General features: G+C 68.2%; 32 protein-coding genes. 21 read left to right on the top strand and 11 right to left on the bottom strand.

The annotated features are described in order from the left end of the window. Positions 1–28 precede the first annotated feature (28 nt). Entirely contained in the window at positions 29–1531 is a 1503-nt protein-coding gene (locus OG817_RS01830) for an MFS transporter (RefSeq protein WP_406051715.1), read from the bottom strand. A 276-nt stretch (positions 1532–1807) separates the two neighbouring features. On the opposite strand from OG817_RS01830, the gene OG817_RS01825 reads away from it, so the two are divergent. From OG817_RS01825 to OG817_RS01810, 4 genes are read left to right on the top strand one after another with little or no spacing between them, the layout of a single operon-like run. Continuing rightward, positions 1808–2998, top strand: coding sequence for a glycoside hydrolase family 64 protein (locus OG817_RS01825; RefSeq protein WP_406051713.1), 1191 nt, complete (start codon positions 1808–1810; stop codon positions 2996–2998). Positions 2999–3045: 47 nt separating this feature from the next. After that, a complete protein-coding gene (locus tag OG817_RS01820; RefSeq protein ID WP_406051711.1) occupies positions 3046–3390 on the top strand; it encodes an ArsR/SmtB family transcription factor in 345 nt (114 codons plus the stop codon). Then, positions 3380–3829 (top strand): SRPBCC domain-containing protein, encoded by a 450-nt coding sequence (locus OG817_RS01815; protein ID WP_406051709.1) that lies wholly within the window; start codon positions 3380–3382, stop codon positions 3827–3829. The genes OG817_RS01820 and OG817_RS01815 overlap by 11 nt, the downstream gene beginning before the upstream one ends. A 39-nt stretch (positions 3830–3868) precedes the next feature. Continuing rightward, complete coding sequence (locus OG817_RS01810; RefSeq protein WP_406051707.1) at positions 3869–4987, top strand: SRPBCC family protein; 1119 nt, start codon at positions 3869–3871, stop codon at positions 4985–4987. On the opposite strand, the gene OG817_RS01805 is transcribed toward OG817_RS01810, so the two are convergent. Then, entirely contained in the window at positions 4981–5595 is a 615-nt protein-coding gene (locus OG817_RS01805) for an NAD(P)-dependent oxidoreductase (protein WP_406051706.1), read from the bottom strand. The genes OG817_RS01810 and OG817_RS01805 overlap by 7 nt on opposite strands. A 93-nt stretch (positions 5596–5688) precedes the next feature. On the opposite strand from OG817_RS01805, the gene OG817_RS01800 reads away from it, so the two are divergent. The 4 genes from OG817_RS01800 to OG817_RS01785 all read left to right on the top strand — a co-directional run bounded on the left by OG817_RS01800 (position 5689) and on the right by OG817_RS01785 (position 7108). Next, positions 5689–6069, top strand: a complete 381-nt coding sequence (locus OG817_RS01800) for a winged helix-turn-helix transcriptional regulator (RefSeq protein ID WP_406051704.1) — start codon at positions 5689–5691, stop codon at positions 6067–6069. 181 nt (positions 6070–6250) lie between these two features. Further along, a complete protein-coding gene (locus OG817_RS01795; protein ID WP_406051702.1) occupies positions 6251–6541 on the top strand; it encodes a sigma-70 family RNA polymerase sigma factor in 291 nt (96 codons plus the stop codon). Positions 6542–6545: 4 nt separating this feature from the next. Next, positions 6546–6953, top strand: coding sequence for a hypothetical protein (locus OG817_RS01790; RefSeq protein ID WP_406051701.1), 408 nt, complete (start codon positions 6546–6548; stop codon positions 6951–6953). Next, positions 6950–7108: a hypothetical protein gene (locus OG817_RS01785; protein ID WP_406051700.1), complete on the top strand. Its 159-nt coding sequence runs from the start codon at positions 6950–6952 to the stop codon at positions 7106–7108. Before OG817_RS01790 ends, OG817_RS01785 begins: the two co-directional genes overlap by 4 nt. On the opposite strand, the gene OG817_RS01780 is transcribed toward OG817_RS01785, so the two are convergent. Together OG817_RS01780 and OG817_RS01775 are read right to left on the bottom strand one after the other, a co-directional pair. Continuing rightward, entirely contained in the window at positions 7101–8141 is a 1041-nt protein-coding gene (locus tag OG817_RS01780; protein WP_360441626.1) for a 4-hydroxy-3-methylbut-2-enyl diphosphate reductase, read from the bottom strand. The two genes, OG817_RS01785 and OG817_RS01780, sit on opposite strands and share 8 nt — an antisense overlap. Before the next feature lie 122 nt (positions 8142–8263). Beyond that, on the bottom strand, positions 8264–8773 hold the full coding sequence (locus tag OG817_RS01775; RefSeq protein ID WP_406051699.1) for an HAD domain-containing protein: 510 nt from the start codon (positions 8771–8773) through the stop codon (positions 8264–8266). Between the two features lie 67 nt (positions 8774–8840). Between OG817_RS01775 and xseA the strand changes: the two genes are divergently transcribed. The 5 genes from xseA (at position 8841) to OG817_RS01750 (ending at position 13456) form a co-directional block, all read left to right on the top strand. Further along, on the top strand, positions 8841–10061 hold the full coding sequence (gene xseA, locus OG817_RS01770; RefSeq protein ID WP_406051698.1) for an exodeoxyribonuclease VII large subunit: 1221 nt from the start codon (positions 8841–8843) through the stop codon (positions 10059–10061). Between the two features lie 17 nt (positions 10062–10078). Then, positions 10079–10273: an exodeoxyribonuclease VII small subunit gene (locus OG817_RS01765; protein WP_131516650.1), complete on the top strand. Its 195-nt coding sequence runs from the start codon at positions 10079–10081 to the stop codon at positions 10271–10273. 116 nt (positions 10274–10389) lie between these two features. Then, on the top strand, positions 10390–10779 hold the full coding sequence (locus tag OG817_RS01760) for a GNAT family N-acetyltransferase (RefSeq protein ID WP_406051696.1): 390 nt from the start codon (positions 10390–10392) through the stop codon (positions 10777–10779). Between the two features lie 118 nt (positions 10780–10897). Further along, positions 10898–11824, top strand: coding sequence for a hypothetical protein (locus OG817_RS01755; RefSeq protein WP_406051694.1), 927 nt, complete (start codon positions 10898–10900; stop codon positions 11822–11824). Between the two features lie 39 nt (positions 11825–11863). Further along, positions 11864–13456 (top strand): SMI1/KNR4 family protein, encoded by a 1593-nt coding sequence (locus tag OG817_RS01750; RefSeq protein WP_406051693.1) that lies wholly within the window; start codon positions 11864–11866, stop codon positions 13454–13456. On the opposite strand, the gene OG817_RS01745 is transcribed toward OG817_RS01750, so the two are convergent. Continuing rightward, a complete protein-coding gene (locus tag OG817_RS01745; RefSeq protein WP_406051692.1) occupies positions 13443–14081 on the bottom strand; it encodes a TetR/AcrR family transcriptional regulator in 639 nt (212 codons plus the stop codon). The genes OG817_RS01750 and OG817_RS01745 overlap by 14 nt on opposite strands. 120 nt (positions 14082–14201) lie before the next feature. Here OG817_RS01745 and OG817_RS01740 point away from each other — a divergent pair, with 120 nt between their 5' ends. Further along, positions 14202–14804, top strand: coding sequence for a flavodoxin family protein (locus tag OG817_RS01740; protein WP_360441645.1), 603 nt, complete (start codon positions 14202–14204; stop codon positions 14802–14804). Further along, the gene (locus tag OG817_RS01735) at positions 14804–15124 is read left to right on the top strand and encodes a DMT family transporter (protein WP_396396335.1); all 321 of its coding nucleotides are present in this window, start codon (positions 14804–14806) and stop codon (positions 15122–15124) included. The genes OG817_RS01740 and OG817_RS01735 overlap by 1 nt, the downstream gene beginning before the upstream one ends. A 7-nt stretch (positions 15125–15131) precedes the next feature. On the opposite strand, the gene OG817_RS01730 is transcribed toward OG817_RS01735, so the two are convergent. Both OG817_RS01730 and OG817_RS01725 read right to left on the bottom strand, forming a co-directional pair. Next, on the bottom strand, positions 15132–15824 hold the full coding sequence (locus OG817_RS01730; RefSeq protein ID WP_406051691.1) for an NTP transferase domain-containing protein: 693 nt from the start codon (positions 15822–15824) through the stop codon (positions 15132–15134). A gap of 156 nt (positions 15825–15980) precedes the next feature. Then, entirely contained in the window at positions 15981–16592 is a 612-nt protein-coding gene (locus OG817_RS01725) for a DUF4245 domain-containing protein (RefSeq protein ID WP_406051690.1), read from the bottom strand. 60 nt (positions 16593–16652) lie between these two features. Here OG817_RS01725 and glpX point away from each other — a divergent pair, with 60 nt between their 5' ends. The 3 genes from glpX to OG817_RS01710 are packed head-to-tail and all read left to right on the top strand — an operon-like array spanning position 16653 to position 19103. Further along, positions 16653–17687, top strand: coding sequence for a class II fructose-bisphosphatase (gene glpX / locus OG817_RS01720; RefSeq protein WP_406051689.1), 1035 nt, complete (start codon positions 16653–16655; stop codon positions 17685–17687). Beyond that, complete coding sequence (locus OG817_RS01715; protein WP_396396341.1) at positions 17684–18631, top strand: carbohydrate kinase; 948 nt, start codon at positions 17684–17686, stop codon at positions 18629–18631. The genes glpX and OG817_RS01715 overlap by 4 nt, the downstream gene beginning before the upstream one ends. A gap of 1 nt (position 18632) precedes the next feature. Next, positions 18633–19103 (top strand): hypothetical protein, encoded by a 471-nt coding sequence (locus OG817_RS01710; protein WP_360441663.1) that lies wholly within the window; start codon positions 18633–18635, stop codon positions 19101–19103. Here the strand turns inward: OG817_RS01710 and OG817_RS01705 are convergent. Beyond that, positions 19100–19768 carry a FadR/GntR family transcriptional regulator gene (locus OG817_RS01705; RefSeq protein ID WP_406051687.1) on the bottom strand — a complete coding sequence of 223 codons (669 nt, stop codon included), beginning with the start codon at positions 19766–19768 and terminating at the stop codon, positions 19100–19102. The two genes, OG817_RS01710 and OG817_RS01705, sit on opposite strands and share 4 nt — an antisense overlap. A 210-nt stretch (positions 19769–19978) precedes the next feature. Here OG817_RS01705 and OG817_RS01700 point away from each other — a divergent pair, with 210 nt between their 5' ends. Together OG817_RS01700 and OG817_RS01695 are read left to right on the top strand one after the other, a co-directional pair. Next, on the top strand, positions 19979–21352 hold the full coding sequence (locus OG817_RS01700; protein ID WP_406051686.1) for a 2-isopropylmalate synthase: 1374 nt from the start codon (positions 19979–19981) through the stop codon (positions 21350–21352). Then, positions 21340–22107, top strand: coding sequence for an ABC transporter ATP-binding protein (locus tag OG817_RS01695; protein WP_406051684.1), 768 nt, complete (start codon positions 21340–21342; stop codon positions 22105–22107). Before OG817_RS01700 ends, OG817_RS01695 begins: the two co-directional genes overlap by 13 nt. Here OG817_RS01695 and OG817_RS01690 read toward each other — a convergent pair. The 3 genes from OG817_RS01690 to OG817_RS01680 are packed head-to-tail and all read right to left on the bottom strand — an operon-like array spanning position 22104 to position 23519. Then, positions 22104–22403: a helix-turn-helix domain-containing protein gene (locus OG817_RS01690; protein ID WP_406051683.1), complete on the bottom strand. Its 300-nt coding sequence runs from the start codon at positions 22401–22403 to the stop codon at positions 22104–22106. The genes OG817_RS01695 and OG817_RS01690 overlap by 4 nt on opposite strands. After that, positions 22400–22756: a type II toxin-antitoxin system RelE/ParE family toxin gene (locus tag OG817_RS01685; protein WP_406051682.1), complete on the bottom strand. Its 357-nt coding sequence runs from the start codon at positions 22754–22756 to the stop codon at positions 22400–22402. Before OG817_RS01685 ends, OG817_RS01690 begins: the two co-directional genes overlap by 4 nt. Before the next feature lie 58 nt (positions 22757–22814). Beyond that, a complete protein-coding gene (locus OG817_RS01680) occupies positions 22815–23519 on the bottom strand; it encodes a DUF1707 domain-containing protein (RefSeq protein ID WP_406051680.1) in 705 nt (234 codons plus the stop codon). A 127-nt stretch (positions 23520–23646) separates the two neighbouring features. On the opposite strand from OG817_RS01680, the gene OG817_RS01675 reads away from it, so the two are divergent. Next, positions 23647–25311 carry a fumarate hydratase gene (locus tag OG817_RS01675; RefSeq protein ID WP_406051678.1) on the top strand — a complete coding sequence of 555 codons (1665 nt, stop codon included), beginning with the start codon at positions 23647–23649 and terminating at the stop codon, positions 25309–25311. Positions 25312–25467: the final 156 nt, after the last annotated feature.

Below are 25467 nucleotides of genomic sequence, written 5' to 3'. Positions count from 1 at the left end.
CGGACCGGCGGTGGGTGCAGTCACGGGGTCAGGGGTTTGCGGTCGCCGGGCAGGGCGACTGGGTTGAGCGATTGGCGGGGGCCTGGGCGGGAGACAGGTGCGGGGTGGCTGCGGTGCGGACGGGAGACGGGTGAGGGGCGGTGGCCGGGGTACCGGCGGGAGACGGGTGAGGGGCGGTGGCCGAGGTCCGGGTGCGGAGGCCGATCCAGATCAGCAGCGCGCTGACGAGAGTGAAGGCGACGTCCGCACTGATTGCCAACCGGTGCCCACTCACCAGCGTCGCCTGAGTGGAGGCAATCGCGAACAACGCCGGCGTACCCATCGTGACGGCGACCTCGCCGGTCATCGAGCTCAGCCCGGTAGCCAGCCCCTGGTCCTCATCGCTCACATCGGACGTCGCGGTCACGGTGAACGCGACGATCGCACCCACATGCCCGAAGAAGCCGATGAACAACGCCGGGACCAGAATCACCAGCGCGACCCAGGTCTGCGTCCCGAGGAACACGATCGGAAGCGTCGCCAACCCCTGGACGGCCAGACCCACCGTCAGAACCTTCCGATAGCCGAGGCGTCCGATGACGCGACCGGCGACCACACCCGCAGCCACCGAGGCGACGCCCGGGATGCCGAAGACCAGGCCAGTCTGGAACGGCGACAACCCCAGTACGTGCTGCACGTACAGGGTGGTCAGCACGATCATCGCCGGCTCCATCGCCCCGATCACCAGCCCGGCATAGTTGCCCCAGGCCACCGAAGGCAGGGTCAGGATACGGATCGGGACGAGCGGCGCGGCCGACCGCCGTTCGATCAGCCCGAACGCGATCAGCAGCAGTACGCCGACCAGTCCCGCCGGCAGGCTCCGCTCGATCACTGCATAGACGACGGCCAGCAGACCACCGGTCACCGTCATCGCCCCAGGGACATCCAGCTTCAGCCGCTCCGGCGCCTTGCTCTCCTCGATCACGAACGGTGCGACCACCAGGACGATCACGACGGCCGGCACGTTGATGAAGAACGCCGCGCGCCAACCGAGCAGGCTGACCAGCGCACCCCCGACCAACGCGCCGACGGCGAAGCCGGCTGAGAGCAGCGCGCCCCGCAGGCCGAGGACCCGCGCCCGGACGGAAGCCTCCGAGAACGTCGTCGTGAGCAGAGCCATCGTCGCGGGCATCGCCATCGCGGTCGCCACCCCCTGCAGCGCCCGAGCCGTCAGCATGACCTCGGCCTGATTCGCCAGACCTCCGAGAACGGACGCCGCAGCCAGCAGCGCCATCCCGGACAGGAACAGCCTGCGGCGGCCGAAGAAGTCCGCCAGCCGACCGAACAGCAGCATGCACCCGGCCGCGGGCAGCGCGAACGCCGAGGTGATCCACGGCAGACCCTCCGCACCGAGGCCGACGCCCGCACCGGCCTGCGGCAGAGCCACATTGAGGATCGAGAAGTCGACCGACAGCATGAAACCAGCCCCGAGCAGAACGAGCAGGATCACGCGTTGCCGGGCGCTGAACCGGTGCGGCGAGGTGGTGTCCATAGGGAAGCTCCATTCAATAGCAATTGATCGGTTGCTACTTTATAGCAACCATCGAGTTGCATCAACCCTGTCGGAAAGCCGACAGGAATGGGCTGTTGACAGCCGGGGGTGGGGATACGCAACGATGAGAGCGCTCTCACCTGGTCCTTCGGCGATCTACCGTCCCTCGCCGTCCGGACCTGAGCGCCGGTTCGGGCGCTGTTGCGGCCTGGTAGCGCGACAGCTCGGCCGGCCGGTGCCTCGCCTTCTCGAACGGGACTGACCTGAGGAGGATCTGTGCGCATCAGACACCGACTGCTGGCGCTCGCCGCGGCCGCGGCGACCGTGGCCGGCGTGCTGACGGCCGTCATCGACCAGCCCGCCCAAGCGGTTCCGGCCACCATCCCACTGACGATCACCAACAACTCGGGCCGCGGTGACGCGGTCTACATCTACAACCTGGGCACGAACCTGGCCACCGGGCAGCAGGGCTGGGCCGATGCCTCCGGCAACTTCCACGCCTGGCCGGCCGGCGGCAACCCGCCGACGCCGGCGCCGGACGCGTCGATCGTTGGCCCATCCAACGGCCAGTCGACGACCATCCAGATGCCGAAGTTCTCCGGCCGGGTGTACTTCTCCTACAGCCAGAAGCTGGTCTTCAAACTGACCACCGGCGGCCTGGTCCAGCCCGCCGTACAGAATCCGAGCGATCCGAACCGGAACATCCTGTTCAACTGGTCGGAGTACACGCTCAACGACTCGGGCCTGTGGATCAACAGCACGCAGGTCGACATGTTCTCGGCCCCGTACGCCGTCGCCGTACAACTCCCCGACGGCAGCACCAAGACCACAGGGCACCTGAAATCCAGCGGATACAACGGCTTCTACAACACACTCCGCGGCCAGTCCGGCGGGTGGGGCAACCTGATCCAGACAGCCCCGGACGGGTCGGTACTGCGAGCGCTCTCACCCCTGTATGGCGTCGAGACCGGCGCCCTCCCGGCGAACGCGATGGACGACTACGTGAACCGGGTCTGGGCGAAGTACACCAACGAGACCCTGACGGTCACACCGTTCGGCGACCAGCCGAACCTCAAGTACTTCGGTCGCGTGTCGGGCAACGTCATGAACTTCACCAACAGTTCGGGCGCGGTCGTCACGTCGTTCCAGAAACCCGACTCGGCCAGCATCTTCGGTTGCTTCAAGTTGCTCGACGCACCCAACGACCAGGTCCGCGGCCCGATCTCACGGACGCTGTGCGCCGGCTACAACCGCTCGACCCTGCTGGTGAACCCGAACCAGCCGGACCCGAACAACAGCGGTTTCTACCTGGACTCCGTCACCAACCAGTACGCCCGGAACATCCACGCGCAGATGGTGGACGGGAAGGCGTACGGCTTCGCCTTCGACGACGTCGGCAACCACGAGGCGCTCGTCCACGACGGCGACCCGCGGCAGGCGAGCCTGATCCTCGACCCCTTCAACTGATCCCCGAGGGCTTGACTCCGCCGTTGGTTAGTGGCAACTTACCGTTCGTGGGGACTTACGGATCACTCGAGGCGGCGGGGCCGGTGCTGGATGCACTCGGCGACCCAACCCGACGAGTGATCCTGGAGACACTGCGACGCGGCGGGCCCTGCTCGGTCAGCACCCTGGCCGGGCAGGTGCCCGTCAGCCGGCCGGCGATCTCGCAGCACCTGAAGGTGCTGGGGGCGGTCGGGCTGGTGCGCCACGAATCGCGCGGGACACGCAACATCTACCGCATCCACCGCGCAGGTCTCGACGAGCTCCGGGACTGGCTCGACCAGTTCTGGGACGACGCACTGGAGGCGTACGCCGACCACATCCGGCGGACCGAGGAGGAGCGGGATGAACATTGACCAAGGCCTGGCGCCGTTGGTGAAGAAGATCGTTGTGCCGGTCGGCACCGAGCGCGCGTTCGAGGTGTTCACCGCCGAGATCTCCGCGTGGTGGCCGATGGGGTCGCACTCGGTCGGTGAAGGAGATGCCCGCGCCATCCGGGTCGAGAGCTTCGCCGGCGGCCGGATCATCGAGTACGGCGACGACGGCGAGCTCGCGACCTGGGGCACGATCTCGGACTGGGATCCGCCCACCTCCCTCAGCTTCAGCTGGCATCCGGGCAGCGATCCGGAGCAGGCCGGCCAGGTGACCATCACCTTCACTCCGGTTGACGACGGCACCGAGCTCGCGCTGGTGCACTCCGGCTGGGAGCGCCGCGCCGACGGCGTCCGCGCCCGCGCCGGCTACGACACCGGCTGGGACTACGTCCTCGGCCAGTACGTCGCCGCCACGCGGTAGCACTCGACTTCCGGCCCACCGTCACCGGATAGTGGGCGAATGGCGAATGCTCCCGTCGATCTCCGCGCGCTGGAAGCCTCGCTGCGACCGCATGGCGAGTCGGTCATGCTGCCGCGCGAGGCCTACACGGATCCCGCTGTCCTGGCCTGGGAACGCCGGCACTTCTTCGCCGGCAGCTGGAGCTGTCTCGGCCGGGTCGACGAGCTGTCCACCAATACGACGCACTGCGCGACCACCGTCGGTGACATCCCGGTAGTGCTGACCTTCGGCGAACGACCGCGCGCATTCGCCAACACCTGCAGGCATCGCGGGCACGAACTGCTACAGAACGACGAGACCAGCGAACGGCGGTCCGTGGTCTGCCCGTACCACGGCTGGTCGTACGAACTCGACGGCGCCGTCAAGGCCGCACCCCGGATGGGCGCCGCCTTCGACCCCACGCCGTACAACCTCGTTGAGCTGCCCGCGAAGGTGTGGCACGGCTGGCTGTTCGTGAACGCGACCGCCACGGCCGAACCGTTCGGCGAGCACCTCGGCGGACTCACGGACCTCGTCGCGCCGTACGCGCCCGAGTCCCTCCAGTTGAAGGCACGGCACCAGTACGACGTCGCGTCGAACTGGAAGACGATCGTCGAGAACTACCACGAGTGCTACCACTGCCCGCTGATCCACCCCGAGCTGTGCAAGGTGTCACCGCCGAACTCCGGCGACAACTGGAACCTCCCCGGTGCCTGGGTCGGCGGACTGATGGATCTGCGGCCGGGGGTCGAGACCATGTCGCTCGACGGACTCTCACAAGGGATCGCCTTGCCCGGCGTGGATCCACGCCGGGTGAATTACTTGGGGCTGTTCCCCAACCTGCTGATCTCGCTCCACCCGGACTACGTGATGACGCACCGCCTCGAGCCACGCGCCCCGGGCCTGACCGCGATCGAGTGCTCGTGGTACTTCCCGGCCGAGGTGCAGGATCCGTCGTACGCCGTGCAGTTCTGGGACGTCACAAATCGCGAGGACTGGGCCGCCTGCGAGTCGGTGCAGCGCGGAGCCGAGTCGCCGCACTTCCGGCCCGGCCCGCTGGCACCCGCGGAGGACGCCGTCTACGCGTGGGTGACGATGATCGCCCGCGGCTACCTGGGCAAACCCCTCGGCAATCAGTAGCCGAGGGTGAAGCGCCGGCGATTGTGGGCCGGACGCTCGAGCTCGTCGACCGCCGCGACCGCGAAGTCCTCGGCCGAGATGTGGTCACCGACCGGCTCGTCGAGACCGAGCCGGAAGCTACCGGTGCGCTCGCCGGGCGCGATCACGAAGGCCGGGGCCAGCATCGCCCAGTTGACGTCCTCGCTGGTGGCGCGCAACGCCTCGAGCGCCTGGGCGACCGTGAGCGACTCCCCCTTGTACTCGGCCGGGAAGTCCGGACCGTCGACGACCCGGCTGCCGTTGATCTCCAGACCGCCCGCGCCGCCGATCGTCAGCAGGCGCGTCTTCGTACCGCTGACGGCCGCGATCAGGTTGTCGATGGCATCCAAGTAGTCCTGGTGGTCCCCGCCCGTGCGGCTCGGGCCCAGCGCGGCAACCAGCACGTCGGCGTCGGCCGTGAACTCCTTCGCCAGGGCCACATCGTTGGCGCTCCCCTGCACCGCCTGGACGCCGGCCGGAAGCTCACCGCCGGAGCGGGTGATGCCGGTGACCTCGTGGCCGCGACTGACCGCCTCGGCGGCGATCCGGCTGCCGACCATGCCACTCGCACCGTAGACCGCGATCTTCATACTGGCGATTCCCTTCGATCTGGATGAAAACTCAACTTGTTCTCCAATAGTATCGATTGGTTACTGAGCACTTCAACGTGCTATAAGTACCTGATGGTTACTAATGGCCGGACCTGGGAGCGGGGCGATCTCTTCGACCCGAACTGCGCGACCCGGGTGATCCTGGACCGGATCGGCGACAAGTGGACGGCGCTCGTCGTCCTGCGGCTGAAGGACGGGCCGCGCCGGTTCACCGAACTGCGCGACGGGATCGGCCAGGTCGCGCCCAAGGTGCTGACGCAGACCCTGCGCCGGCTGGAGCGCGACGGCCTGGTCACCCGCGAGGTCTTCGCCGAGGTCCCGCCCCGCGTCGTCTACGCCCTGACCCCGATGGGCGAGTCCCTGATCGAGCCGATCACGGTGGTCAGCAACTGGGCCGAGGAGCACGTGCCCGCCATCACCCAGGCCCAGGAGAAGTACGACGCTTCGGCGTGACAGATCACAACTTCACACCCGGCCGATCGCGACTCAACCTTTTGATCCCACCCGGTCATCACACTTCTGACCGATACGGGAGCACTGGGGGTTGGGATGGATCCAGGACGGGACACGGAGTTCGCCGAGTTCGTCGACGGGCGCTTCATCGCGCTGCAACGGTTCGGGTACCTGCTGACGGGTGAGTGGGGGCGAGACGCCGACCGATCGGCTACCCGAGACGCACGCTCCGTCGGAGTACGGCACGGTCGACAACCGCGACCTGCTGCTCCGCGCGCTGGCGACCCTGCCGCGCCGGACCCGAGCCACCTTGGTACTGCGCTACTTCGAGGACCTGCCGGAGTCCGAGATCGCCCAGATCATGGGCTGCTCGATCCGCACCGTGAAATCCAACGTCTCCCGCGGACTCGCCAGGCTCCGCGAACACCACCTGGTCGCCGCCGTTGCCGCTCCGGCCCAGAAGGAGGGCTGATCCCATGACCGACGATCTCAAGGACAAGTTCGAGCAACTGGTGGCCGATCCGCCCCCGCCGACCGCGGTGCCGAGTCAAGCGGTGGCCGCGAGGGTCCGGACGGTACGGCGTCGTCGTACCGCCGGCGTGGTCACGCTGGCCGCGGCCGCGGTGGTCGCGATTGCCGTTGCCGCAGGCAACCTCACCGACATCGACAGCGCCCCACCGGTGACCAACACCCCGAGCGCGCCGACCACGATCGTCACCGGCCCGCCGACCACGTCACCGACGACGATCCCACCACCGCCGGTCGTGGCGCACACGGTGGAGGCAAGGACCTGCCGGCCGACACGTCGTTCCTCAACCTGTCCGGCGGAACGCAGTACTTCTGGGGCGATGGCGAACAGGGCGGTTCGGACGGCAGCTCGATGAGCTGCGACGGGGCGACGACGCGGAAGACCGGACAGGAGACGTACACGGCCGAAACGCACAGCTACACCAAGCCGGGGACGTACACCTTCCGCTACACCGTGCGGTACTGCAGCATCAAGGACACCGTCAGGACCATCACGCTGGTGATCAAATAGTCCAGGCGTGGTCCGACGTACCGGTCGTGGGAAGGCCGGCAGCCTTGAGGTCACTGCGGAGCTCACGAGGCAGAGCGAAAGTCAGGCTCTCCTCGGCCGTGGTGACCTCTTGGACGTCGGCGTACCCGCGCTCCGCCAGCCAGCGCAGGACATCGCGGACCAGCACCTCCGGCACACTCGCGCCGCTGCTGACGCCGACCGAGTCGACACCCTCGAGCCATGCCTCGTCGATCTCGTCGGCGTAGTCGACCAGGTAGCCGGCCTTGGCACCGTGCTCGACAGCCACCTCGACCAGGCGCACCGAGTTCGACGAGTTGCGGGAGCCGACCACGATCATCAGGTCGGCCTCCGCGGCGAGTTTCTTCACCGCGGCCTGGCGGTTCTGGGTCGCGTAGCAGATGTCGTCGCTCGGCGGGTCCTGCAGCTTCGGGAACCGCTCGCGCAGCCGGCGGACCGTCTCCATGGTCTCGTCGACGGACAGCGTGGTCTGGGACAGCCAGACGACCTTCTCAGGGTCGCGGACAGTCACATTCGGTACGTCGCCCGGGCCGTCGACGAGGTGGACGTGCTCCGGCGCCTCACCGCTGGTGCCGACGACCTCCTCGTGGCCTTCGTGGCCGATGAGCAGGATGTCGTAGTCGGTGGCGGCGAAACGCTTGGCCTCGTGGTGCACCTTGGTGACCAGCGGGCAGGTGGCGTCGATCGTCTTCAGTTGCCGCGCGGCCGCTTCCTGGTGCACCACCGGGGCGACGCCGTGTGCGGAGAAGATCACCGTCTCGCCCTCGGGCACCTCGTCGGTCTCGTCGACGAAGATCGCACCGCGCGACTGCAGGGTGTGCACGACGTGCTTGTTGTGCACGATCTCCTTGCGCACGTAGACCGGCGGCCCGTAGAGGTCGAGCGCCTTCTCCACCGCCACGACCGCCCGATCCACACCGGCGCAGTACCCGCGCGGGGCAGCGAGCAGCACCCGCTTCGTCCGCACCGCGGTCGTCGGTTGAGTGTTGTCAGGCTGGGCAGTCACGTCCCCCATGGTACGGGCCGCCGTCACGGCAGCCCGAGCCGACCGGATTTGTGTGAACAGTGTCACGAAGACAAGTCGAGGAGCCGTCCGCCCTGTCCGGACGGCTCCCCCGTGGGAGGTGTTCCAATGCCTCAAGGATGCGGGGGAATCGCGTTGTCCGCAAAGGATTTTCCGTCGGCCCAGGTCCGGATCGCTGCGAAATCCGTTGCCGTCAGCCCGGTTCGCGGGTCCACCTGATGCACCAACTGGTGGTCGTGGTGGAAGAACCTCTCGTCGTCGGAGTCCACATCGTCGTCGATCCAGACGAACGGGCGATCCCCCACCCAGTCCGCGACGTACGGCGTCTTCCACGATCCGCGGCGTACCGGCGTACGGTCCGGCCAGAGGATCGTCGGGAGATCTCTTGGCAGGCCGAGCAACGGGGACAGCAGGCGGTTGGCGCCGTGTTCCCAGCTGGTGGCCCAGACGAGGTCGAAGGTGCCGGCGAGCGCGTTCAACTCCACCCCGTGCTGCGGGTTGATGCGCACCACCCAGGTCCTCTCCCCCTCGACGATTTCGTGCCGCACGTATCCAGGCGGAGTCCCCGGCGCACGGTACGGATTCAGCGGACCGTCGAAATCGAGCAGCAGTAACGGACGCATCAGGCAACGCTAAGTGATCTGCGTGCGTCGCGCGGGGTTTGTCGGCGCGGGGTCGTAGGGTCTGGGGGTGGCTTTGGAGACCTCACCGGATGCGCCTGCGGCCGTTCGCACGATTGCGAACGGGATCGCCAGCTGGATCAACCAGCTCGGTGCGGTGTGGGTCGAGGGCCAGCTGACCGACGTGTCGATCGGGCGCGGTACGACGACGGTGTTCGGCACACTGCGCGACACCGACGCGGATATCTCGCTGCGGTTCACCTGCAACCGGCGGGTGTTCGAGGCGGTCGATCCGCCGGTGACGGACGGGTCTCGCGTGGTGGTGAACGCGAAGCCGAACTTCTTCGCCCGCCGCGGCACGCTCGCGCTGGCGGTCAACGAGATCCGGCACGTCGGCATCGGCGAACTGCTGGCCCGGATCGAGCGGCTCAAACAGCTGCTCGCGGCCGAGGGACTGTTCGCGGCGTACCGGAAGAAGAAGCTGCCGTTCCTGCCGCACACGATCGGGCTGATCTGTGGTCGCGATTCCGCGGCGGAGCGCGACGTACTGGAGAACGCGAAGCGGCGGTGGCCGGCGGTGGCGTTCCGGATCGAGTACGCGTCGGTGCAGGGGCCGTCGGCGGCCGGTGAGGTGATGACCGCGCTGCGGAAGCTGGACGCGGACGAGTCGGTCGAGGTGATCGTGATCGCGCGCGGCGGCGGATCGCTGGAGGATCTGCTGCCGTTCTCGGATGAGGGACTGATCCGGGCCGTGTCGCAGGCGCGGACGCCGATCGTGAGCGCGATCGGGCACGAACCGGACTCGCCGCTGCTCGACCTGGTCGCCGATCTGCGCGCCTCGACTCCGACTGACGCGGCGAAGCGGATCGTTCCCGACGTACGCGAGGAGCTCGACGGTGTTCGGCAGTTGCGCGAGCGCGGGCTGCGGGCAGTCACTTCGTGGCTCGATCGGGAGATGCACGCGCTGGCGGCGATTCGGAGCCGACCGTCGCTCGCGGCGCCGGTGACGGACCTGCAACGGCGGTCCGACGAGGTCGCGGCGCTGATCGAGCGGAGCCGGCGGACTCTGACGCACCGGCTGGATCGGGCGAGCGACGACATCACCCACCGGCTGGCGAGCGTACGGGCGTTGTCCCCGAAGGCGACGCTGGAGCGCGGGTACTCGGTGCTCCAACTGGCCGACGGGACCGCGGTCCGGGAAGTGGCGCAAGTGGCGCCAGGAGATCTGTTGCAGGCGCGGGTGACCGACGGCCGATTCGCAGTCGAAGTCAAGTCCGAGGAGAACACGTGAGCGGCGACCGTCCCGACATGACGTACGAGCAGGCCCGGGAAGAGCTGGTCGAGGTGGTCCGCAAGCTCGAAGCCGGCGGCACCACTCTCGAGGAGTCCCTCGCGCTGTGGGAACGCGGCGAAGAACTGGCCGCCACCTGCCAACGCTGGCTGGACGGCGCCCGCGAACGCCTGGCCAAAGCCCAAGCCGCCCACGAGGAGAAATCCAACTGAGCAGACCGAGCGTCCGAGCGGCACAAGAAGAAGACCTGCTGCCGGCCGCAAAGGCCCGGGTTGCCAGCTGGCGCGCCGCCTTCACCGGCCTCGTCCCCCAGGACTTCCTCGACGCGATGGATCCTGCGGCCATCGCCGCATCCTGGTCCGAGAGCATCGCCGCCGGCCGCTCCCGCCTGTACGTCGCCTCGATCGGCGACCAGATCGCCGGGTACGCGGGAGTCGGTCCCGAACGCGATTGCGAAGCCCCGCCTGGCACCGGCGAGCTCTACGCGCTGTTCGTCCACCCGGATCACTGGGGCACCGGCGCCGGGCGAGCCCTGACTGATGCAGCAGTGGCCGATCTGCGCGACCACGGCTGCACGGAGGTTTGGCTGTGGGTGCTTGAGGCAAATACTCGGGCACGGCGGTTCTATGCGCGCTATGGATTCACCGAGAGGGCCGACCGGACGTACTCGTCGTTGAACGACCTGCCGGAGATCAGGCTGTCGCTCGCCCACCGGTGACCTGGCGGGCTACTACGGTAAACCCTTCCCCGGATTCGGGCGGACGTTGGCAAATACTGCCCTCGCGCCCCGTTTCCCTTGCAGGCAACGCAATTCATCCGCCGGAGGTTTGTCGTAGATGGTGATCGCGCTCATCGTGGTCGGAGTACTGGTGCTCGGCCTGGCCGGGTTCGTGGTGTGGTTCCTGAAGATCCGTGATCCGCTCAAGGGCGAGGACTTCTACAAGTTCCACGTCGAGCAGAAGTGGCTGTGGGAGCTGACACTGACACCTGAGCAGGAGAAGGCGTTCATGGCCGGCCTGGAGGCGTACGACGACGATCGCGGTTGCTACCCGATGCGGTCGGAGGGTCTCCTGCGGGTCTACAGCCCGATGATGCTCATCTCCCTGTACTCCCTGACCGAGCAGTTCGCCGCGATGGGACCCGCGGCGGTGCAGGATCCCGCCCGCGCCGTCCACGACCTGGTGATGCGGGCCGCCGAGGGCGAGGTCGACGGCGTTCTCTACTACAACGACGAGTGGATGGGCGAGGACGTCACCGAGGTCGACGGCATGGACAAGTACGCCTTCACCGACGCGATGATGTCCGCGACGTTCGCCCAGGGGGTGGACCACGAGTTCGCCGGCGGTTATGCCGATGAGAACAAGGGCTACCTGACCATGGGCGTTCTCACCAAGAATCCCCAGCACGTGGAGCGGATGTACCAGGAGGCGTCCGCCCTCGCGGGTGAGCCGACGGAGTACCGCAACCGGCTGGACGTCATGAAGGACGTGATGACACCGGAGAGTCCGGAGTACGTCGCCGCCTTCGACCGGGCCGAGGCGGAGAAGAGCAAGTACATCAACACGCTGGTCTTCTGCTTCGAGCGAGTTGTCGAGCACTACCGCGACCTGAGGCCGCAGATGGAGTACGCCGAGCCCAAGGACGTACTGTCCGTCGTGATGGCACGCATGCTCGAGGACGACCTGCGCGGATACACGTGGACGCGGCCACCATCGGACGAGCAGCAGAACCTGGCCCTTGCGCTCTTGAGCAACCGAAGCTGAGCAGCAGTGGACAAGGATCGTGAAGGTGCTCTGTCGGCTGTGCTCACACAGCTGGCCGAGGAGATCGCCGAGGCCGCTCCCCGGGGCTGGAAGCGTGCGGAGCTGCATGGGTACGCGGTCGGCCAGGGCGGAACCGGACACCGCGGCTTCTGGTTCGAGCCGAAGGAGCTGAACGAGTACGGCGCGAACGACATCGACGTGCACGGCGGCATGACAGCCGTCCACACGTTGATGGAGGCGGCAGAACACCTCACGATCGATCTGGAGCTGGAATCCCGCGGTCGCTACCGCGCTGTCCTGAGCGAGCGACTCGATCGCGCCGATGACCGCGGGTTCCGCTACCTGGTGGACAAGGAGTCCGAGCCGCCCGAGCCCCTGGCAGCTCCCAGCGACGCCGCCGAGGCCGGAGATCCCGTCGAGGCTGTTGCCTTGTTCAACGAATACCGCCGGCGGCTCGAGGATCTGCTCGGCCCGTCGTCCAACGAACTGCCGCCACCCCTGCCCGCAACAAGTGTCCCACTACCACGGGATCTCAGCGCTCTGTACGCCGTAGTCGACGGTGACGGCGGACGGGGCATGCTCCATGGTTTCGGCTGGTTCGGCCTCGAGACGCTGGAACATTTCGCCGATCAGGACGAACGGTGGTGGATCACCCGCGGATGGCAGCGCTACGTCGACTCCTACTCGTTCGTCAAGGACTACGGGCCGCCGGGCGCCGTCCGTCGGCTCGCGGACCATCCGGCGTGGATCCCCTTCGCCACCGACACGTTCGGGAACTATCTCGCAGTCGACCTGGCGCCCGGTCCCAACGGTCGGCCCGGTCAGGTCATCCTGATCGGGCGGTCGTACTACCGCGGCCCGGTCTATGTCGCCGACTCGGTGACCGAGCTGCTGCGCCGGCACGTGGACGCGTTGGTCTCCGATCGCGTCGAGCGCGATGACGACGAAGGGCTGTGGATCAACGCCGGCGACGTCAGTCAGTACGAACGCCAGTACGACGAGAACTGCACGCTCGAGCTGACCGGAAGGGACGCGGCACCGGTGACCGGCCTTACCGCGGAGCTTCGCGAACTGTCGGTGCACAACGCGCCGTGGGTCGACCTGCGGCCGGTGGGTACGGCGCCGGCGCTGCAGAAGTTCTCGGTCCGCAATGTCGCCGGTGTCGACCTCTCACCGTTGCTCGCGACGCCTGTCGAGGTACTCGACCTCGGCACTGACACCATCGACCTGTCCGGGCTGCGGGGTCACCCGACAGTGAGTCAGGTCGTTCTGCGCAGTGAGAAGCCGATCGATCTCCTGCCGCTGGCGTCCTGCCCTTCCTTGTATGCGCTCGATCTGACCGACGCGCCCGCCGCGGAGCTGTCCTCGCTCGGACAGCTCACCGGACTGCGGCACCTCAGGATGCAACGCCTGCAGTGGAAGGAATTCCTGGCCCACCAGACGATTCCGCCGAGATTGGCGGTCGCGGAACTCGCCGAGGAACCGCTCGAGGAACGCAAGCACTACTGGTCGTTCGCCAACGCCTACAAACCCCGCCGGCCGACGCTGGACGACGCCCTCGAATGGGCCGGACAGCTCACCCGGAACGCCACCGGCATCGTGACGATCACGGGCAGATTCACACGCCGCTGACCGCGCCCAGCAGGCTGGTCGTTGCGGTGTGAAGCCCGGACTTGATGCGTGCGAGGTCGAAGCCCTGGTCGCGGAGGGATTTGTGCAGGTCGGCGGCCAGCGGAGCCAGGACCAGGTGTGCGGTGTAGTCGGCGTCGAGATCCGGGCGGGCTTCCTCGATCAGCAGGGCCAGGTGCCGGCGCCAGAGGTTGTAGGAGCCGATTCGGTAGCGAGCGCCGTCTGAGGCGTTCTCGCTGTCCATGAAGAGCTCGACGTGACGGTCCAGCAGGTCGAGGTACGCGTCGAGGAAGGCGATCACCCGGAGGACCGGCGCCGCACCCGGGCCGAGCGGCGGTGGGCCGCTCAGGATCTTCGCCTGCAACTCCTGCTCGCGTTCGTCGAGCAGCGCGACCGCCAGCCCGGCGCGGTCGCCGAAGCGGCGAAAGACCGTCCCCTTGCCGACACCTGCCGCCGCCGCGATCGCATCCAGCGACACGTTCTTCACGCCCTGCTCGGTGAACAGCCGATCGGCCGCCTCGAGCACCCGGAGCCGGTTCCGGCGGGCGTCGGCGCGTTCCGGGCGCGGCTCCCCGACGACCGGTAGCTTCCGTTGTAAAGCGGACCGCGGTCCGGTACTGTCGTTCATAAGACGGACTGTAGTCCGCTAAAGTCTCTGGAGGAAGAACATGAACGAGCGAAGCGAGTTCATCATCAAGCACAGTGCATCTCGTGTCTCATCGGCGCCCGGAGCGAAGCGAGGACGTCGATGAGCAACACATCCGCCCGGATCGCGATCGCGTATCACTCCGGGTTCGGCCATACCGCGAAGCAGGCCGAGGCGGTCGCCGCCGGCGCCGCCTCGGTGCCTGGCACCGTGACAGACCTGGTTCTGCTGGATGAGCTGACCGACGACATCTGGGACCGGCTCGCCGCCGCGGATGCGATCATCTTCGGCGCTCCGACGTACTTCGGCAGCCCAAGCGCTGTCTTCAAGGCGTTCGCGGAGGCCAGCGTGAAGATCTGGGCCGCCGACCTGGGCTGGCGGGACAAGATCGCCGCCGGGTTCACCAACTCGAAGGCGATGTCCGGCGACAAGCTGAACAGCCTGGTCGACCTGGCCGTGTTCGCCGCGCAGCACGGGATGATCTGGGTCGGACTCGATCTCTACCCCGGCTGGGCGGAGTCGACCGCGAGCATCGAGGATCTCAATCGGCTCGGCAGCTGGCTGGGGGCGATGGCACAGTCCGACGCGGATCTCTCGGCCGAGAAGGCGCCGCCGGCGACCGATCTGCGGACTGCGGCGGCTCTCGGCGCGCGAGTCGCGACCGTGACGCAGCGGCATCTGCGCGGAGGAGCGCTGGCGGCCTGATGGCGTGGTTGGTACTCCTCGCGGCCGCCGCGTTCGAGATCGCGTTCGCGCTCAGCCTGAAACCGAGCGACGGATTCAGCCGGCTGTGGCCGACGGTCGGCGTACTCGTCTTCGGCGTGATCTCCGTCGTTCTGCTGGCCAGGACGCTCGACCGCCTCCCGGTCGGTACGGCGTACGCGGTGTGGACCGGGCTCGGCTCGATCGGCGTGGTCACATTGGGCATCGTGCTGTTTGACGAGCCGGTCACCCCCGCTCGCCTGGCCTGCATCGCCCTGATCGTCGCGGGCGTGGTGGGACTGCGGCTGGTCGGGGCGGACTAGGTCGGCGTCAGGACGCGGTACGACGGCGGCGGCGGGGACGCGTGGGGAGTGGGACGGGGTGCGCGTCGTCGATCGGGGCGTCCTCGAAGGCGCCGGGAGTGAACGCGCCGAGGGCCGGCGTGTGGCCGGAGACCAGGCGGCGGTAGTCGTCCCAGGTCCCGGCCCGCGCCGGAATGTTGCCGATGGCATCGACCTGGGTGAGGGGGTAGCGGCCGCCCTCGATCAGGTCCCACAGGTCGTCGTCGCTGCGCAGTTGCCGCAGCTGTCCGAACAACTCCCGGCCGAACCAGCACGGGTGCCCGTGGCCGTCGTCGTACCGGCAGACGCCGATCGGGGTGGCCGGCCCGGCGACCTCGGCGACCAGCGACCACACGGTGGCCGAGGTCACGCCCGGCTGGTCCCCGAGCATCACCACGATGCCGTCGGTCCGGCGATCGACCGCGTCCAGGGCGGGCACGATCGACGAACTGCCGGTGTCCGCGTGCGGTGAGTCCACCACCCGCACACCGTCCAGGTCGACCCGGTCGCGGATCTGGTCCGCGGCACTGCCCAGCGTCACGATCAGCTGGTCGAAACCGCAGGTCCGGGCGACATCCAGAGTCGCGCCGAGCAGCGTGTCGCCGTGATAAGCGAGTAATTGCCTGGGTACGCCGAGGTGCGGGGAACTGTCGGCGGCAAGAAGGAGCCCCGTGACGAACATCGGCGCATCAACTCCCCGCCCGGGAGAGCGCAACCACGTGAGGCTCCTTCGCACTCTTCCCCGAGCGTGTAAACAGCCGAAAAACGATGGAAACCCGAACCCGGCAGATGTGTCAACGACCGTCCGGAACGCGGTCAGGAAAACGCGCGAAAACGGTCAGCGCAACGCCGAAGCAAACGCTTCAAGGGCGGGATATCCGGCATTCCCGGTCACGATCGTGGTGGCGCCGGACCCCACCAGGACCAAGGCGTTCTCCTGTTTGCGGTCGAGCAGCACCTTGCGTTGCCAGGTGACGCCGCTGAGGGTCGACGTACCGTCGTCGGAGGTCCGGCCGAGTTTGTCGGACTGGAATTTCCCGCCGGTGACATTGGACTGCTCGAGGCCGACGTACTTCTTCTCGTTCGTGACGGTGCCGAGGTGCCAGGTGATCGGAGCCTGCTCCGGGGTGCGGAATTCCACGCTGGTCGCTGTCCAGCCGGACGGCATCGGCTCCGGTCCGCGGACCCAGGGGGCGACCTTCTTCGCGTCCTCCAGCTGGGCCGTGTACTCGACCGCCTTGACCTGCTCGTGCTTCGGCCGCCAGGTGACGATCATCAGGAACGCGACCACGATGAAGCACGCCAGCAGCGCCCAGACCATGTTCGTCAGCGTGCGCGCCTTGGCCCGGTCCTTCTGGTTCTGCTCCCGGTAAGCGATCGCCTCGGCCCGCGCACGGGCCTTCTCCCGCGCCTCCGCCTCGCTGGAAGCACCCTGACCTGTCGAACTCATGGCATGAGTGTCCCATCTCGCCGAAACGGCCGGAGACCGCGTTGGCTACCATCCGTTGGCATGAGTGACCCGACCACGCCACCTGCCCATCTGGAGGTCGAGGCGCACGCGCCTGACCGCAACCTCGCCCTCGAGCTGGTCCGGGTCACCGAGGCCGCGGCGATGGCGGCGGGCCGCTGGGTCGGGCGCGGCGACAAGAACGGCGCCGACGGCGCGGCGGTGAACGCGATGCGCACCCTGATCGGCACGGTCGGGATGAACGGCGTGGTGGTGATCGGCGAGGGCGAGAAGGACAACGCCCCGATGCTCTACAACGGCGAGCAGGTCGGTTCCGGCGACGGCCCGGAGTGCGATGTCGCGGTCGATCCGGTCGACGGTACGACGCTCGTTGCGAAGGGCATGGCCAACGGCATCGCGGTGATGGCGGTGTCGGCGCGGAACTCGATGTACGACCCGTCCGCGGTGTTCTACATGGAGAAGCTCGTGGTCGGCCCGGAGGCGGCCGACGTGGTCGACATCCGGCTGCCGGTCGGGGAGAACATCCGCCGGGTGGCGAAGGCGAAGGGCTCCACCGTCGACGACGTGACGGTCGTCGTTCTGGACCGGCCGCGGCATGAGGAACTGGCGGCGCAGATCCGGGCGGCCGGTGCGCGGATCAAGTTCATCAGCGACGGCGATGTGGCGGGCGCGGTCGAGGCGGCTCGGCCCGACACCGGTCTGGACATGCTGATCGGCATCGGCGGTACGCCGGAGGGCATCATCGCCGCGTGTGCGATGAAGTGCCTGGGCGGGCTGATCCAAGGCAGGCTCTGGCCGAAGGACGACGACGAACGGCAGAAGGCGATCGACGCCGGCCATGACCTCGATCGGGTGCTCGACACCGACGACCTGGTCAGCGGCGACGACTGCTTCTTCGTCGCCACCGGAATCACGGAAGGCGAACTGCTGCGCGGCGTACGGTACGGCCGGTCCACCGCCCGCACCCACTCGCTGGTGATGCGCTCCCGCAGCGGCACCATCCGCAGCATCGAGAGCGTCCACCAACTCTCCAAGCTCCGCGCATACTCAGCCATCGACTTCGACCACGCCCGATGACGGCACCAATCCTCGTCATCGGTGAGGCTCTCGTGGACATTGTCGTGCCGGCGGCGCGGGCTCCCCGCAACGGCAACGGCAAGAGCACTGCGACGCCGGGGGGCTTTGCGGCGAATGTGGCGGTTGGGCTGGCTCGGCTCGGGGTGCCGACCGAGTTGGTGGCGCGGTTCGGGACCGATCCGTACGGCGACCAGCTCGGGGCGCACCTGTTCGGGAACGGCGTCCAGCTCGCACCCGGCTCGGTGGACCCGAGTTTCCGGACGAGTACTGCGACCGCCACCCTCGATCCGGCCGGAGTCGCGTCGTACCAGTTCGACATCACCTGGGATCCGCCGGCGCTGTCGCGGCCGCGGGGGTGCCCGGCGATCCACACCGGTTCGATCGCGACCATGCTCGAGCCGGGCGCCGCAGCGATCCGCGAGTTCCTGCAGTCGGTCGCCGATCAGCCGGTCACGGTGACGCTGGACCCGAACGCGCGGCCGACGATCACCCCGGATCCGGTGCCGGCGTGGGCCGCCATCCGGAAGCTGGCCGCGTGGTCCGATCTGGTCAAGCTGAGCGACGAGGACTGCAGGTTCTTCCGGCCCGGAGCGTCTCCGGACGAGATCGCCGCCGAGTTGCTGAGCGCCGAGCGGACCCAGTGCGTGGTGATCACCCTCGGCGGGGACGGCGCAATCGGGATCAGCCGGGACGGGCGCGTCGAGGTGCCGGCGCCGGCGATCGAGGTGGTCGACACGGTCGGCGCGGGCGACTCGCTCATGTCTGCGCTCATCGCCGGGCTGAACGCGCGCGGGCTGCTCGGCGCGACGCGGCTGTCCGGGCTGACGGCCGAGGATCTGCGCGAGGTCGTCGACTACGCGGTGAAGGCGGCCGCGATCACCTGCACCCGGCACGGCGCCGACCCACCGACCGCCGCGGAACACGCGGCGAAGTGGGGATCCTGACGTGTCCGCCGAGACCTGGACCTCCGAACTGGAGTCCAAAGGCAGCGTGGTCTTCCCGCCACGCCGCGGTCGGCTCACGATCCGGCTGGCCGGATTCGGTCTGCTGATGGTGCTGTCCGCGTGGACGAACGTCGACCACATCCGCGCGGGCGAGATGTCCGGGACGCTCGGCGTACTGCGGCTGACGGCGCTGGCCGCGTTCGTCTACGGCACCGGGCTCACGCTGTGGCAACTGATCACGAACCGCCCAGTCGTCAAGGTCGACGCCGACGGCATCAGCCGTGGCCGCAGCCTGCGCTGGTCCGGGATCACGAGCATCGACGATCCGGCCGGTCTGCCGGGAGTCCGGACGGTGCAGATCCGCCCGGCTGACCGGCGTACTCGACCGATCAGCATCCCGCAGGACAACGTCGAGGATCTCGACGCCCTCACGCCCTGGCTGCGATCACTCCACGACCAGCACCGGTCCTAGGAGACGGAGCTCCGGACCGCGCTGAGGTGTTCGCGGGACCGGGCGGCCGCAAGGTCCGGGTCGCGGTCGCGGATCGCGTCGGCGATCGCCACGTGGGCCGCCTGGTCATGCCGGTGCCGATGCTGCTCGTCCATCCGCAGCATGTCGATCATCGCTCGCCGGATCCGCGGCACGAACGTGTCGAACAGCTCCGTCAGTACGGCGTTGTGCGCGGCCGTGATCACGGCACGATGGAACGCCAGGTCGGCCTCGACGTACCAGTCGTCCGGTGAGTTCTCCGACGCCCGCCTCCGGTCGGCGAGCGTGTAGCGGAACGCCTTGAGGTCGGCCGGCGTACGACGGGATGCCGCCAGCCTCGCCGCCTCGGTCTCGATCGCGAGCCGGCCCTCCAGTACGTCGGTGATGTCGGCGCGGCGGAGGACCTTGTCCCAGTCCTCCGTGGCCTGGTGCGCGATCACGAACACGCCGGCGCCCTGCCGGCTCTCCAGCACCCGGCGGCCGGCCAACTCCCGGACCGCCTCACGGATCGTCGACCGGCCCACGCCGAGTTGCGCGGCCAATGTGGTCTCGCCCGGCAGCTTCTGGCCGAGCGCCCACTCGCCGCTGCCGATCCGGCGGAGCAGCTCCTCGGCGGCCTGCTCGGCCAGTGGATGACGGCGGATCATGCCGCTCAGTGTAGGCCCGCCGGGGTCCGAGAGTTCTCAGCTTGTCTGAGGAGTTGGTTTCGGGTTAGCGTGTCCACATGTCCTCGAACCTCCTGCTTGCGGGCCGCCTCCTTCTTGGCCGCCACGGCGGGAGCTGATTCGACCGGCACCCCCACCGTGGAGTGCTCTCGCCTGCCGGTCCCGTCTCCCGCACGAGCCGAAGGACCCACCATGGACTGGAACCGCCAGCAGCACTCACCCATGCCCAGCCACCGCTATCGCGACATCTTCGCCAAGGTCCCGGTCGCCCCGATCGACCGCGAATGGCCGGACCGCCGGATCACCGCCGCACCGCTGTGGGTGCCGGTCGACCTGCGCGACGGCAACCAGGCACTGGCCGATCCGATGGACCCCGAGCGCAAGCGCCGCTTCTTCGAGCTGATGGTTGCCATGGGCTACAAAGAGATCGAGGTCGGCTACCCGTCCGCCTCGCAGACCGACTTCGACTTCGTCCGGCTGCTGGCCACGAGCGACCTCGTCCCGCCGGACGTCACGATCGTCGTCTTCACTCCGGCCCGGCCCGAGCTGATCGAGCGGACCGTCGAGTCGATCGCCGGGATGCGCGGCCAGGTCGTCATCCACATGTACGCCGCGACCGCGCCGGTGTGGCGGGACGTCGTGCTGCGTCGTACCCGGGACGAACTGGCGTCGCTCATCTACGCCGGGGCCGAGGACATCCTCAGGCTCGCGGGAGGGCAGGAGAACGTGCGCTTCCAGTTCTCCCCGGAGGTGTACAACCTGACCGAGCCGGACTACATCCTCGAGCTGTCCGACCAGCTCACCAAGCGATGGGACGCGACGCCGCAGCGGCCGGTGATCCTCAACCTGCCGGCCACGGTCGAGGTCGCGACGCCGAACGTATACGCCGACCAGATCGAGTACATGGACAAGAACCTGCCGCGGCGCGACAGCGTGATCCTCTCCGTGCACCCGCACAACGACCGCGGTACCGGCATCGCCTGCGCGGAGCTCGCCGTCCTCGCCGGTGCGCAGCGGGTCGAGGGCTGCATCTTCGGCAACGGCGAACGCACCGGGAACGTCGACATCGCGACGCTCGCGCTGAACCTGCACGCGCAGGGCGTCGACCCGATGGTCGACTTCTCCGCCATCGACCGGATCCGGGAGACGGTCGAGTACTGCACCCGGATGCCGATCCACCCGCGGCATCCGTATGTCGGTGAGCTGGTTTACACGGCGTTCTCCGGGACCCATCAGGATGCGATCCGGAAGGGGTTCGCGGACCATCACCGGCGGGCCGCGGAAGTCGGCGTACCGGCGTCGCAGCTGGCGTGGGAGGTGCCGTATCTGCCGATCGACCCGGCGGACGTCGGGCGCGGGTACGAGGCCGTCGTCCGGGTGAACAGCCAGTCGGGGAAGGGTGGGATCGCGCATGTACTGGAGTCGTCGTACGGCGTGCGGATGAGCGCGACGGAAGAGGTCGACTTCGCCCGGCACGTGCAGCGGCACACCGACGAGACCGGCCGGGAAGCGAGTGCGGTGGAGTTGAAGGCGCTTTACGAGGAGGTTTTCGGGTGCTCGAACTGAAGGACGTCGACTTCGTCCGGGACGGCAAACTGCTGCTCGGCGGGGTGTCCTTGACCGTCGGCGAGGGGGAACGCTGGGCGCTGCTCGGGCCGAACGGCGCGGGCAAGAGCACCCTGCTGAACCTCTGCGGCGCCATCACCCACCCGACCCGGGGCACGGTCGAGATCCTCGGCCGTCGCCTCGGCGCCGTCGACATCCGGACCCTGCGCGAGTCGACCGGGCACGTGAACCCACGCCATCCGCTGCGGTCGCCGCTGACGATCCGGCAGGTGGTCCTCACCGGTCTGACCGGGACGATCGAACTGATGCCGCGCTGGGAGCCGACGCCCGACCAGGATGCCCGGGCCGCGGAACTGGTCGAGCTGCTCGGGATCGGCACGCACCTCGACGCGTCCTGGACCAACCTGTCCCAGGGTGAACGCGGTCGCGCACTGATCGCCCGTGCGCTGATCTCCGACCCGCGCCTACTGCTCCTGGACGAACCGACCACGGGGCTAGATGTCGCCGCCCGCGAACAACTCCTCGAAACCCTCGACCAGGTCCACGCCTCGCATCCCCACCTGGCGTCGATCCTCGTCACCCATCACCTCGAGGAGCTCCCGACCTCGACCACCCACGCAGCCCTCCTCCGTGAAGGCCGCCTCCTCACCGCCGGCCCCGCCGAAGACGTCCTCACCACCGCCCTGATCACCCGAACCTTCGCCCACCCCATCACCATCCACCGAACGCAAGGCCGCTGGCGCGCAACCGCCTAGGCCGCGGAGTGGCCCTCGTCGAAGCGGACAACCAGGCGCGCCTGGAATGCCTGGGCGATCCGTTCGAGGAGCGCGAGAGTGGGCACAGTCCCGCCGGCTTCGAAGCGCGCGAGTGCCGACTGCGTCATACCGGCCGCATCCGCCAGCCGGGTCTGCGTCCAGCCGCGCTGCTCACGCATCTGCCGGACCGCTGCTCCGAGTTCGTAAGCACGCCGCGTCGCGTCATACGCCTCCTCAGCACCACGCTCTGCCATCCGGGGCCCGCGAACCTCGTCCCATCCCGTCCGGCTCGTCACCTGTCCTCCTCCGTCACCGGCACGATGTGCGCTTCCGCGACACACCTGCGATACGCCTTCACCGCTCGGTCTGTCTCCCGCGTCTCCCGCATTCGGGTCTTCCTGAACACCGTTAGCAGAATGATCCGACGGTCGGTGGCGATCCAGTAGCTGATCCGAATCGCGTCCCGATCGAGCCAGAAACGCAACTCTCGAAGCTTGCCGTCGAGCTGCTTCGTGTAGGGCTCGCCCAGCAACGGACCCTGCTCAGCAAGCAGGTCCACGTAGAAGGCAGCTCGTGCGAACAGATCGGTTGACAAGCTTTCGAGCCAGGTGCGCACCTCGGCTTCGAGTTCAACGGTACCCCAGGCCATAGCACAGATGCTATAGCAAGTTGGTTACCCTCCGTTGCGGATGATTCCGTGCAGCTGGTCAGTTCAGGCCGAGGCGTTTGCTGAGGCGGGGGCCTCGTTTGATCTTGATCTCGCCGAGGATGGCGGTGCCGCGGATGTGGAACGTGGTGGGAGTGGCGGGCGTGGTGGGGTCGGCGGCGGAGAGGGCGGATTCCTGTTCGGAGATCGAGCCGAGGATGGGGTTGCTGTCCAGGTGGACGATCGCGTTGCGCGGGACGCGGATCTTCACGTCGGCCAGGATCGACTTCACCTCGACGAAGACCTCGGTGGACGGGAGCTGGGCTTCGGTGTAGTCCAGGGTGACGTCGCCGAGGACGGCGTTGATCTCCTGGCGCTGCGGGACCAGCCAGTTGCCGGTGCGCTTCGTCTCCGACATGAACACGTTGATCACCGGGCCGGCCTCGACCATGGCCCCGCCGTAGTGCGGGCTCACGGCCGGCACACTCGACGCAGCCGGGACGCGCGGGCCGTTCGGCAGGTCCGCGGTGATCTCGACCAGTTCGCCGTACGTCTTGGAGGCGTACAGCTGCTCCAGCCGCTCCTCGAGCTCGGCGTACGACAGCCGGCCCTCGCCCGCGGCATCGCGCAGTACGTCGGCGACCTCCTCCCGCTCGAGGTCGGAGACCCGGCGGCGAAGCGCCAGCTCGTCACCCGTCGCCGGCGCGGGCTGCGCGGGCACCGAGTCCTGCGGTCGGTTGTCCTGGGGAACCTCATCCTGGGCCACGTCAGCACGATACGCGCGGACAGCACCACCCGCCGACGGGAATCATCCCCGATTCACCCCTGATCCCGCCCCTGAGCCCGCCGGATAAAGTTGGCTCATCCAGACCACATGCCATGGAGGTACGCCGGTGTCCGCCGACTTCAACTACTCCGATCTGTTGCCCCTGGGTGCCGACGACACGGAGTACCGGCTGCTGACGACCGAAGGTGTCAGCACGTTCACGGCTGGCGACCGGACGTTCCTGCAGATCGAGCCCGACGTACTGCGGGCGCTGACCGCGGAGGCGATGCACGACATCTCGCACTATCTGCGGACCGCGCACCTGGAGCAGTTGCGCCGGATCATCGACGACCCGGAGGCGTCCGGGAACGACCGGTTCGTCGCACTCGACCTGCTGAAGAACGCGAACATCTCGGCCGGCGGCGTACTGCCGATGTGCCAGGACACCGGGACCGCGATCGTGATGGGCAAGAAGTCCGAGGGCGTGCTCACCGGCGCGGCCGACGAGGAGTGGATCAGCCGCGGGGTGTACGACGCGTACACCAAGCTGAACCTGCGCTACTCGCAGATGGCCCCGCTGACCATGTGGGAGGAGAAGAACACCGGCTCCAACCTGCCGGCCCAGGTCGAGCTGTACTCGACCCCGGACCACGGCGACCCGGCGTACAAGTTCCTGTTCATGGCCAAGGGTGGCGGCTCGGCGAACAAGTCGTTCCTGTTCCAGGAGACCAAGGCGGTGCTCAACCCGGACGGGATGATGAAGTTCCTGGACGAGAAGATCCGCTCCCTCGGTACGGCGGCCTGCCCGCCGTACCACCTGGCGATCGTGGTCGGCGGCACCTCGGCGGAGTACGCGCTGAAGACCGCGAAGTACGCCTCCGCGCACTACCTCGACTCGTTGCCGACCTCGGGATCGCCGGTGGGGCACGGGTTCCGCGATCTGGAGCTCGAGGAGGAGGTCTTCAAGCTCACGCAGGAGTTCGGGATCGGCGCGCAATTCGGCGGCAAGTACTTCTGCCACGACGTGCGGGTGATCCGGCTGCCGCGGCACGGCGCGTCCTGCCCGGTCGCGATCGCTGTGTCGTGCTCGGCGGACCGGCAGGCGCTGGCGAAGATCACGCCGGAGGGTGTGTTCCTGGAGCAACTCGAGCGGGACCCGGCGCGGTTCCTGCCGGACACCACCGACGAGCACCTCGCCGACGAGACCGAGGTGGTCCGGATCGACCTGAACCGGCCGATGAGTGAGATCCGCGCGGAGCTGACCAAGCTGCCCGTGAAGACCAGGCTGTCGCTGAGCGGCCCGTTGGTCGTCGCGCGGGACATCGCGCACGCGAAGATCAAGGAGCGGCTGGACGCGGGCGAGCCGATGCCGCAGTACCTGCGCGACCACGCCGTGTACTACGCGGGTCCGGCGAAGACTCCGGAGGGGTACGCCTCCGGGTCCTTCGGGCCGACGACGGCCGGGCGGATGGATGCGTACGTCGATCAGTTCCAGGCGGCCGGTGGATCGTTCGTGATGCTTGCCAAGGGCAACCGCTCGGCCAAGGTGACGCAGGCGTGCAAGGAGCACGGCGGCTTCTATCTCGGCTCGATCGGCGGTCCGGCGGCCCGTCTCGCGCAGGACTGCATCAAGTCGGTGGACGTGGTCGAGTACGCCGAGCTCGGGATGGAAGCTGTCTGGAAGATCGAGGTCGAGGACTTCCCGGCGTTCGTCGTGGTGGACGACAAGGGCAACGACTTCTTCACCGACACCCGCAAACCAGTCCCCCTGACAGTCCGCCCCAGAAGCTAACCCCGCGGGGGAAGTGAGCAGAGCACACCCGCAAGCCGGTCCGTCGGAGGTGCTGAACCCGCGGGCCATCACGATCAGCACTCGTCGGCGCCGCTGAGCGTGGGTGCCAGGTGGTGACGGCTGTTGTGATGGCCTGGCGGTCCGCACCTGCGACTG

It is taken from the genome of Kribbella sp. NBC_00889 (assembly GCF_045207705.1).
Taxonomy (GTDB): Bacteria; Actinomycetota; Actinomycetes; order Propionibacteriales; family Kribbellaceae; genus Kribbella.
The sequence above is the reverse complement of the archived record's forward strand: the minus strand, read 5'-3'. Positions and strand labels throughout refer to the sequence as shown.

What these genes read in the sequence shown, in the direction of transcription:
- OG817_RS01830 (WP_406051715.1), bottom strand. Translation starts at nt 1,531, where the DNA reads ATGGACACCACCTCGCCGCACCGGTTCAGCGCCCGGCAACGCGTGATC.
- OG817_RS01815 (WP_406051709.1), top strand. Translation starts at nt 3,380, where the DNA reads ATGAACATTGACCAAGGCCTGGCGCCGTTGGTGAAGAAGATCGTTGTG.
- OG817_RS01810 (WP_406051707.1), top strand. Translation starts at nt 3,869, where the DNA reads ATGGCGAATGCTCCCGTCGATCTCCGCGCGCTGGAAGCCTCGCTGCGA.
- OG817_RS01805 (WP_406051706.1), bottom strand. Translation starts at nt 5,595, where the DNA reads ATGAAGATCGCGGTCTACGGTGCGAGTGGCATGGTCGGCAGCCGGATC.
- OG817_RS01800 (WP_406051704.1), top strand. Translation starts at nt 5,689, where the DNA reads ATGGTTACTAATGGCCGGACCTGGGAGCGGGGCGATCTCTTCGACCCG.
- OG817_RS01790 (WP_406051701.1), top strand. Translation starts at nt 6,546, where the DNA reads ATGACCGACGATCTCAAGGACAAGTTCGAGCAACTGGTGGCCGATCCG.
- OG817_RS01785 (WP_406051700.1), top strand. Translation starts at nt 6,950, where the DNA reads ATGAGCTGCGACGGGGCGACGACGCGGAAGACCGGACAGGAGACGTAC.
- OG817_RS01780 (WP_360441626.1), bottom strand. Translation starts at nt 8,141, where the DNA reads ATGGGGGACGTGACTGCCCAGCCTGACAACACTCAACCGACGACCGCG.
- OG817_RS01775 (WP_406051699.1), bottom strand. Translation starts at nt 8,773, where the DNA reads ATGCGTCCGTTACTGCTGCTCGATTTCGACGGTCCGCTGAATCCGTAC.
- OG817_RS01765 (WP_131516650.1), top strand. Translation starts at nt 10,079, where the DNA reads ATGACGTACGAGCAGGCCCGGGAAGAGCTGGTCGAGGTGGTCCGCAAG.
- OG817_RS01760 (WP_406051696.1), top strand. Translation starts at nt 10,390, where the DNA reads ATGGATCCTGCGGCCATCGCCGCATCCTGGTCCGAGAGCATCGCCGCC.
- OG817_RS01755 (WP_406051694.1), top strand. Translation starts at nt 10,898, where the DNA reads ATGGTGATCGCGCTCATCGTGGTCGGAGTACTGGTGCTCGGCCTGGCC.
- OG817_RS01745 (WP_406051692.1), bottom strand. Translation starts at nt 14,081, where the DNA reads ATGAACGACAGTACCGGACCGCGGTCCGCTTTACAACGGAAGCTACCG.
- OG817_RS01740 (WP_360441645.1), top strand. Translation starts at nt 14,202, where the DNA reads ATGAGCAACACATCCGCCCGGATCGCGATCGCGTATCACTCCGGGTTC.
- OG817_RS01735 (WP_396396335.1), top strand. Translation starts at nt 14,804, where the DNA reads ATGGCGTGGTTGGTACTCCTCGCGGCCGCCGCGTTCGAGATCGCGTTC.
- OG817_RS01730 (WP_406051691.1), bottom strand. Translation starts at nt 15,824, where the DNA reads ATGTTCGTCACGGGGCTCCTTCTTGCCGCCGACAGTTCCCCGCACCTC.
- OG817_RS01725 (WP_406051690.1), bottom strand. Translation starts at nt 16,592, where the DNA reads ATGAGTTCGACAGGTCAGGGTGCTTCCAGCGAGGCGGAGGCGCGGGAG.
- glpX (WP_406051689.1), top strand. Translation starts at nt 16,653, where the DNA reads ATGAGTGACCCGACCACGCCACCTGCCCATCTGGAGGTCGAGGCGCAC.
- OG817_RS01715 (WP_396396341.1), top strand. Translation starts at nt 17,684, where the DNA reads ATGACGGCACCAATCCTCGTCATCGGTGAGGCTCTCGTGGACATTGTC.
- OG817_RS01705 (WP_406051687.1), bottom strand. Translation starts at nt 19,768, where the DNA reads ATGATCCGCCGTCATCCACTGGCCGAGCAGGCCGCCGAGGAGCTGCTC.
- OG817_RS01700 (WP_406051686.1), top strand. Translation starts at nt 19,979, where the DNA reads ATGGACTGGAACCGCCAGCAGCACTCACCCATGCCCAGCCACCGCTAT.
- OG817_RS01685 (WP_406051682.1), bottom strand. Translation starts at nt 22,756, where the DNA reads ATGGCCTGGGGTACCGTTGAACTCGAAGCCGAGGTGCGCACCTGGCTC.